Here is a 7,898-nt window from a genome sequence, read left to right on the forward strand (position 1 = left end):
ATAGCGACATACAGTAGTGGTCAATAAGGTAAATCGTGACATTTCTGTCACCACCACGTACCAGCATTAAGGAGTAAGTGAATAATGGAGATTAACCTAATCAATACCTGCTTGGTTGCAATTGCCGGTGTAACTGCGTTGGGCTTTATGGGTGCCATTTTCAAGGTGTTTTCACTTAAATCACAACACGCGTTGAACATGCAGTCGCTAAACGCAGAGCTTAGCACCGCCAATAATGCATTGGCATTAAGCCAACAGCAAATCCGTGAATTCCAGCAGCACATTGAATTGTTAGAAGATAAAGAAAGTGAACTGGAACAAACCAAGTTAACGTTGGTGGCACGCAATACCGAATATGAAGCGTCAGAAAAATCCCACTTAAATACCTTAAAAGAACTCAAAGAAGCCCGAAGTAAAATTGATGAACTAGGGAGCGCTTTAACCGAGCTTACTCGCCTACGGGAAGCCAACCAGCAGTTAACCGCCAGGACTTCAGAGCTGAAACACAGTGTACAAACCAAAGAAGCGCGTATTGAAGCGTTAACTGACGAATTGCGTGAACAGGAAAAGAAAGTCTCGCAGCTGCAAACACAACTAGACAAGCAAGCTGAACACAACGCCCAGGTGGTTCAGGATCTAAAAGACGCTAAAGTGATGATGAGTCAGGAATTCAAAGCTTTGGCCAGTGATGTACTGGAACAAAAAGGTAAGGATTTTCGTTCTCAGCATCAAGAATCGCTGGAAAAAATACTCTCACCCTTTAAATCTGAAATTGGTGAGTTTAAACGTAAAGTTGAGGAAACCCAGAGAGAGGAATTGGTTCATCGCAGTAGGCTCAGTGAAGAGCTCAAGCAATTACGTTTATTGAACCAGAAAATTACCGATGATGCAGATAACCTAACCAAAGCGCTGAAGGGGGAAAAGAAACTACAGGGTAACTGGGGTGAAATTCAGTTGGAACGTATTTTGGAATCCAGCGGGTTAATGAAGGGCCAGGAGTACGAGCGAGAAGCGAATTTTAAAACAGAAGAGGGTAAAAATCAGCGCCCGGATTTCATTGTTAAGCTGCCTGAAGGAAAGCACCTGATTATCGACTCTAAGGTGTCATTGAATGCCTTTTTAGACTATTGCCAGGCAGAATCCAGTCATCAGCAGGAACTATCCCTTAAGCAGCACGTAGCGGCGATGAGACAACACGTTAAAACCTTAAACGAAAAAGATTACCCAGCGTTGACCGGGTTACAGTCGCCGGATTTTGTATTTATGTTTGTACCCATTGAACCGGCTTTCAATGTAGCCCTTCAAGCCGATTTTGGGATGTTTGAAGAGGCTTTTGCCAAGCACATCGTCATTGTTACGCCCACCACATTACTGGCTACGCTTAAAACTGTGGCAAGTATTTGGACCATTGAAAAACAAAATAAAAAAGCGGCGGAACTGGCAGAAAGAGCAGGGCATGTGTATGACAAGCTGCGGGGCTTTCTGGAAAAAATGGAAAAACTGGGCGGGCAACTTCATTCGGCCAGAGATTCCTATGATGATGCGATGAAAACCCTTAGAACCGGTAGTGGAAATCTGGTTCGCCAAGCGGAGCAGTTTAAAGAATTGGGCGTGCGGGTGAAAAAGGATATACCTGAGGCCATATTGGCCAAATCGGATATAGCAGAGTCACTGACAACGGCATCTGAAGCTGAGACTCCCTAGATAGTTCATCCTGCTGTTTTAAAATGACTATTAATTGGTTATTTTCACTACTTTACATGGTCTTTTTTTAATGCTGTGCCATTTTTTTTAAGTGTTTATTTTTATGTTATTGTTTTTATTGTGAATTTAAACTTGGCACTGGGGTTGCCTTATCAATTGTGAACGTAACGCTAAACCTATTCATTAATTGATAAAGGAAACAATCATGAAAGTATTTACCCGTACTATGGTCGCTATTGGTTTGTCTTTGGGGGTCGCAGGGTTGGCAAACGCAGGTACGCAAATCGTTGCCGCTGATGACTCTGTCACGTCTGAAATATGCGTGTCGGCGGCAACAGGCAGTAAGTATAAATTGAAAAGTGCCATGGAAAAGGCAAGGGTTGATAAGGAATATGTACTTGAAAAGTTAACCTGTAATGGCATGTCGGTGATTGAATTTGTGGAACAGCATGGCACGAACCCAAGTGTCATTAGTGCATATATTACCAACGGTGGTTACAGCAGCAAAGAATACCTCGCCCGCATGGATACCGCGCAATAAACCAAACATGAATACCCTGGATCCATTCTTGATTCTCACGTGTGCGGATCGAGGATGGGTCTTTATCGAACGCTAATTTGCACTGTCAGCTTTATCCCGCCTTGTGTTTTTGCGCCCTTGATAACAACGGTAAAACTCTTCTGCATAAGGCAAAATTGCCACTAACCCCACCGCTACCAGCACTAGTATTACATAACTGCCTGGCAAGGCCGGAGATTTTAGGGCGAGCGAAAACGATGCTTGTTCACTACCCACGGCAAGCAACGCTAAAAACTGAGACCAATGGGTGACGATGATTAAAATAAGTGCCATCAGCGGGATCATTTCGAGAAAGCTATGTATATGCTGTTCAATGGGCGACACGTGACGTTTTTCGCTGGCATAGCTAACATCCCAAAGTGCAGTCAGTTCGTGAACAAAAAACAACACGACACTAACAACAATAACCAGTGCGTTTATGTCGAGAAACAGTGCCATAAGAAGGGGAATGCCGACTTCTATAAACATCAATAGGTGGATAGCGGATTCTTTTAAGCCGGCGGTACTAGCGATGTGGCTGTGCCGATGACAAAACCAGTCAGCTAATCCGGCAAGCAGCCAGAGCGGTACAATAAAGTACATGAGTATGATTTGAGTAGGGTCGAACATAGAAGATCCTGAGATGACAAAGGTATAGTTTGTTACCGACTAGCCAGAAAACGGATTACTGCTTCTGGTGTAAATTTTTAACTTCACGCCCCCAAGAACACCTATCCGTTAAGATTTACAGCAAAGATGTAATATTTTCACAGCGTTTATTGATGTGGCCTTGGTGGTAAGCCCACCAAAAGGGGGGATTCACACTATGGCGTGGGTGTTGCAGCTTTTTAGACACGGTTTTAAATTTAATTGGTACTAAGGAGCAGGTTATGAGCACTGATCATGGTAATCAGATAAAAGATGACGACATGTACGAAACCTTAAGAGATAAAGGCTACAGCAAAGAAAAAGCGGCCCGCATTGCCAATGCGCAAAGTAATGATAATCAGCATCCTGCTAAAAAAGGCGGGCACGGCAAAAAATATGAAAACAGAACGAAACAGGCCTTATATGAAAAGGCAAAAGACATTGGCATCGAAGGGCGCTCAAAAATGAATAAGGCTGAGCTCATCGATGCGTTGCGAAATCATTGAATGTGCGGTTTGTTAGCGCGCAAATGTATCTTATATACCTTTTCGTTATCAGAATGTGTAAGAAACCCATAGATATTTCCGTCGTGCTTGATCAATAATGCTAAAAATTATCCTAAAAACAATTGCCTGTGTTACTGACCCCTTTGCCTAGAGGCGTCGGTACCTAGCACATTGATCCTCGCCAGCGTTATGACAGATGGCGATCTACTCATGTTGATCATTTAGAGAATTATTATGAAATTAGAATCGATTGCACTGCACGAAGGATACAAGTCGGAAGAAACTACCAAGGCTGCAGCTGTACCTATTTATCAGACCACCTCTTATACCTTCGATGATACGCAGCATGGAGCAGACTTATTTAACTTGGCGGTACCTGGGAACATCTATACGCGTATTATGAATCCCACGACAGACGTGTTAGAAAAACGGGTGGCGGCAATGGAAGGCGGTGTTGGCGCCCTTGCCGTATCATCGGGCATGTCGGCAATCACCTATGCCATCCAATGTATAGCCCAAATGGGTGATAACATTGTGAGTACGACGCAACTGTACGGCGGTACGTATAATCTTTTTGCTCATTCTTTTCCACGCCAAGGAATCGAAGTCAGAATGGTCTCTCACGACGATTTTGAAGGCTTTGAGCGTGCTATTGATGAAAATACCAAAGCCATTTTTTGTGAATCCATAGGTAATCCTGCAGGTAATATCGTGGACATTACTCGATTGGCCGAAATTGCCCATAAACATGGTATTCCTGTGATTGTGGATAATACGGTAGCAACGCCGTTTTTATGCAGACCCTTTGAATTGGGCGCAGATATCGTGGTGCATTCGCTTACCAAATATATTGGTGGTCATGGTACTTCAATCGGTGGGGCTATTGTGGATTCCGGTAAGTTTGACTGGGTAGCCAATAAACAACGCTTCCCAATGCTTAACGAGCCAGATCCTTCTTACCACGATGTGGTGTATACCGAAGCTCTCGGCGCGGCTGCCTATATTGGTCGTTGTCGTGTGGTACCACTGCGAAATACCGGTGCGGCCATTTCGCCGATGAATGCTTTCCAGATCATGCAGGGGCTTGAAACCCTGGGGTTACGGATGGAAAGGCACTGTGAAAATGCTGAAAAACTCGCTGCCTACCTGAATGATCATCCCAAGGTAGAATGGGTGAATTATGCCGCATTACCTGATAGCCCATACAATGCAACCTGTAAGAAAATCACGAAGGGGAAAGCGTCAGGGATCTTAAGCTTTGGTATTACTGGCGGATTACCAGCCTGTACGCGCTTTATTGATGCATTGCAGATGATTTTGCGCTTAGTAAATATCGGTGATGCCAAATCACTGGCTTGTCATCCAGCGTCAACGACCCATCGCCAGTTAAATGCGGATGAGCTGGCAAAAGCCGGTGTGAGTGAAGATCTGGTCAGAATTTCTGTTGGCATTGAACACATCGATGACATTATTGCGGATGTGTCCCAAGCCCTCGATAAAGCCTAGGCTTTCGATAAAACCTAACCGGTAATCTAGGGGCACCTGATGCAAATTCTAAGGTGTCCCAATTTTCTCCCTGTACCCGTTTAATTGTTGCTCAGATGTAAAAAAGATTGTGATGAGTCTCTCAATGAGGTAAAACAATTTTAAATATATTGTTGACCAATTGAGGTGACCACCTGTGAGAAGAGCGAATTATCACCCTTTTTTTTATTTAGTCGCGAGTTTATTTGTTTCGACTCCGGCACTCTGCGAAACCGAACTTACCTTAGAAACCCTACCCCAAGCTCATCTTGATCTTGCCGATGGCGTATTGCTTGGCGATCCAGACCGCCTTAAGACGGGCGTTGCGCCAGCGAGTAATTTTGATTTGTTATCCTGGAGCCTAACCTTACCCACCGATATCAATAAAGATAAAAAAGCGGACATTATCTATGAAAAGCCGTTAAGCGGAGGCTTTGAACTCAAGCCTTTTTTCTATACGGCAGAGGATGGCGGCATGGTTTTCGCTTCGCCTAATGTGGGCGCTAAAACCTCGAAAAACACGAAATATGCCCGAACTGAACTAAGGGAAATGTTGCGTCGGGGAAACCTGCGCATTAAAACAAAAGGCATTACACAGAACAATTGGGTATTTGACGGTGCCCATGGTTCGGTGAAACGAAAAGCCGGTGCGGTAGAAGGTAGCCTTGAAGCCACATTGGCGGTAAATAGGGTGTCGGTGTCCGGCGATGAAAAGAAAGTGGGGCGAGTGATCATCGGGCAAATACATGCTACTGACGATGAACCCATTCGCTTGTATTACCGCAAGCTGCCCAACAATGACAAGGGATCGGTATATTTTGCTCATGAAATTAATGGTGGGGATGATGTGTGGGTCAATCTGGTTGGATCTCGATCTCATACTTTGGAAAACCCCGAAGGCGGGATAGCCCTTAACGAAAAGTTTAGTTACAAAATTACCGTTGAAGACAACACCTTATATGTAACGTTAATTCGTCAGGGAAAAGCAAACATCACCCGTATGCTTGATATGCGTGATAGTGGTTATGATAAAAACAATCAATACATGTATTTTAAAGCCGGCGTATACAACCAGAACAATGGCGGTGATAAAGGTGATTATGCTCAGGCCACCTTCTATTATCTAAACAATATGCACCCATCTAACTAGTTCGAATTTACAGCATAAACAGAACGCCAAGGCTATCTTTGGCGTTTTGTTATCTCCCCTAGTACATCTTCATTTCCTTCTTTTTATCCTTTTTAATTTTCCAATTATGTGCCCACTGGTCAGTCAAATTTCATATCTGTCATTCCTCTTCCTTACATTGGTAAGAACCCTCTACCTCGCTAAAAATTAAATAAAAAAACCATTATGTGAAATAAATGTTATCAAGGCATGTAAAATTGGTGGAAAATGTTACTTCTTTATGTTTATATAACCGCGAGGTTAACAAAGCTGTCTTAATAATAATAACAATTGGTAATAATAATTCGTCTCCATTGGTTATGGTGTGATCTCATAGGGGCGAATAAAAACCGTTATTTGAAGGGAAGACCATAATGAAAAGAAAAATCTTTGCACTATGTGCAATTGCCGCCGCAATTTCCGGTTGTGATGTCGATAACAACGAGAACCCCAATACACTGGGGTCGATCAGTTTGGCAGGAACTCCTACCTCTGGTGAAACATTGACTGTTTCGGTGAGTGATCCCGACGGTATATCCAGTACGGTGTCATATTACTGGTATGCCGATGACGCGGTTATCGAAGGCGCAAATGAATCCACATTTACGCTCACTGACGACTATATTGGTACGCAGATTGCCGCTCAGGCCAGCTATACCGATGATGGCGGGATCAACGAATCCCATATTACCGACCCTACCGATGAAGTTGCCGCTATCGCCTATGATTCTACTGTCAGTATTACCGGTGACGCCGTTGTTGGCGAAGAGCTTAGTGCCGAGGTATCTGATCAAAATGGTACTGATGACGCCATTATTGCTTATACCTGGTATGCCGACGGTGAGGCCATAGCCGATGCGAATCTGGCTACCTATACGGTAACAGAAGATGAACTTGGTAAAGTGATTACCGTTGAAGTCAGCTTTGTTGATGATCGGGGCTTTGATGAAACGGCAATGTCCGAAGGCACCGAAGCCGTCGTTCGTAAAAACGTAGAAGGGGCGGTTACAATTTCAGGAACGCCCACGGTTGGCAATTTACTTACCGCAGAAATTACCGATGAAGACGGTGTTAGTGGTGATATTAGTTATCAGTGGTATGCCGATGATGTTGCCATTTCAGGCGCCACGTCAGATACCTACATTGTAGAATCCACTTGGATTGGTTCGGTATTAACAGTGACTGTGACCTATACCGATGATCATGGCTTTACTGAAGAGAATACCGCAGAGGCCACCATTGCCGTGTCGGCCGAAGCCGTTGATGAACCCGGCTCTATCGAAATTAGTGGTAGTGAACCATACCTTGCAAGCGCCGCGCTTACCGCGGTGATCACCGACAATAACGGTGTAGAGCAAGAAAACGTGGTTTATACCTGGCTCGCTGATGGTGTGGAAATTTCAGGTAGTAACAGCGCTACCTTTATTCCTACCGGTTATGCGGGTGCCGTGATCTCCGTTTCTGCTACCTATACCGATAACGATGGCTTTACCGATACGGTAACTGATTCCCTTGATACGATTGTTTATACCTCGGTGGCGGCAACGAGCGTCGAATTGGTTGATGCCATGTTAAGCGGGCTTTCTGACGGTGATGTAGTTGGTTTACAAACCGGCACCTATACCGATATGGATGAGCTGAGTTTAACCAGTGCGATAACCTTACGAGCGGTGGAAGACAACGAGCCCGTTATTACCGGCGAAACCTGTATTCATATTGCCGATGGCGTGGCTGGCGCCATGGTTCCGGGGCTAACATTTAAAGTTATTGATACTAATTCGGGTTCAGT

Annotated in this window: 6 protein-coding genes and 1 pseudogene; 6 read left to right on the forward strand and 1 reads right to left on the reverse strand. The window is 44.3% G+C overall.

What is annotated here, in order from left to right; all coding sequences use genetic code 11:
* Positions 1-84: 84 nt before the first annotated feature.
* Both rmuC and V5298_RS10205 read left to right on the forward strand, forming a co-directional pair.
* Complete coding sequence (rmuC, locus tag V5298_RS10200; protein ID WP_332931360.1) at positions 85-1,704, forward strand: DNA recombination protein RmuC; 1,620 nt, start codon at positions 85-87, stop codon at positions 1,702-1,704.
* Positions 1,705-1,909: 205 nt separating this feature from the next.
* Entirely contained in the window at positions 1,910-2,245 is a 336-nt protein-coding gene (locus V5298_RS10205; RefSeq protein ID WP_332931361.1) for a DUF3718 domain-containing protein, read from the forward strand.
* A 72-nt stretch (positions 2,246-2,317) separates the two neighbouring features.
* On the opposite strand, the gene V5298_RS10210 is transcribed toward V5298_RS10205, so the two are convergent.
* Entirely contained in the window at positions 2,318-2,893 is a 576-nt protein-coding gene (locus tag V5298_RS10210; RefSeq protein ID WP_332931362.1) for a diguanylate cyclase, read from the reverse strand.
* 260 nt (positions 2,894-3,153) lie between these two features.
* Between V5298_RS10210 and V5298_RS10215 the strand changes: the two genes are divergently transcribed.
* The 4 genes and pseudogenes from V5298_RS10215 to V5298_RS10230 all read left to right on the forward strand — a co-directional run.
* Complete coding sequence (locus V5298_RS10215) at positions 3,154-3,417, forward strand: DUF7218 family protein (protein ID WP_332931363.1); 264 nt, start codon at positions 3,154-3,156, stop codon at positions 3,415-3,417.
* 234 nt (positions 3,418-3,651) lie between these two features.
* Positions 3,652-4,923 carry an O-acetylhomoserine aminocarboxypropyltransferase/cysteine synthase family protein gene (locus V5298_RS10220; RefSeq protein WP_332931364.1) on the forward strand — a complete coding sequence of 424 codons (1,272 nt, stop codon included), beginning with the start codon at positions 3,652-3,654 and terminating at the stop codon, positions 4,921-4,923.
* A 175-nt stretch (positions 4,924-5,098) separates the two neighbouring features.
* A complete protein-coding gene (locus V5298_RS10225) occupies positions 5,099-6,091 on the forward strand; it encodes a polysaccharide lyase family 7 protein (protein WP_332931365.1) in 993 nt (330 codons plus the stop codon).
* A gap of 392 nt (positions 6,092-6,483) precedes the next feature.
* A pseudogene (locus V5298_RS10230) lies at positions 6,484-7,898 on the forward strand (poly(beta-D-mannuronate) lyase); the annotation flags it as partial.

The sequence above is a fragment of the Alteromonas sp. 14N.309.X.WAT.G.H12 genome (assembly GCF_036697315.1).
Lineage (GTDB): Bacteria > Pseudomonadota > Gammaproteobacteria > Enterobacterales > Alteromonadaceae > Alteromonas.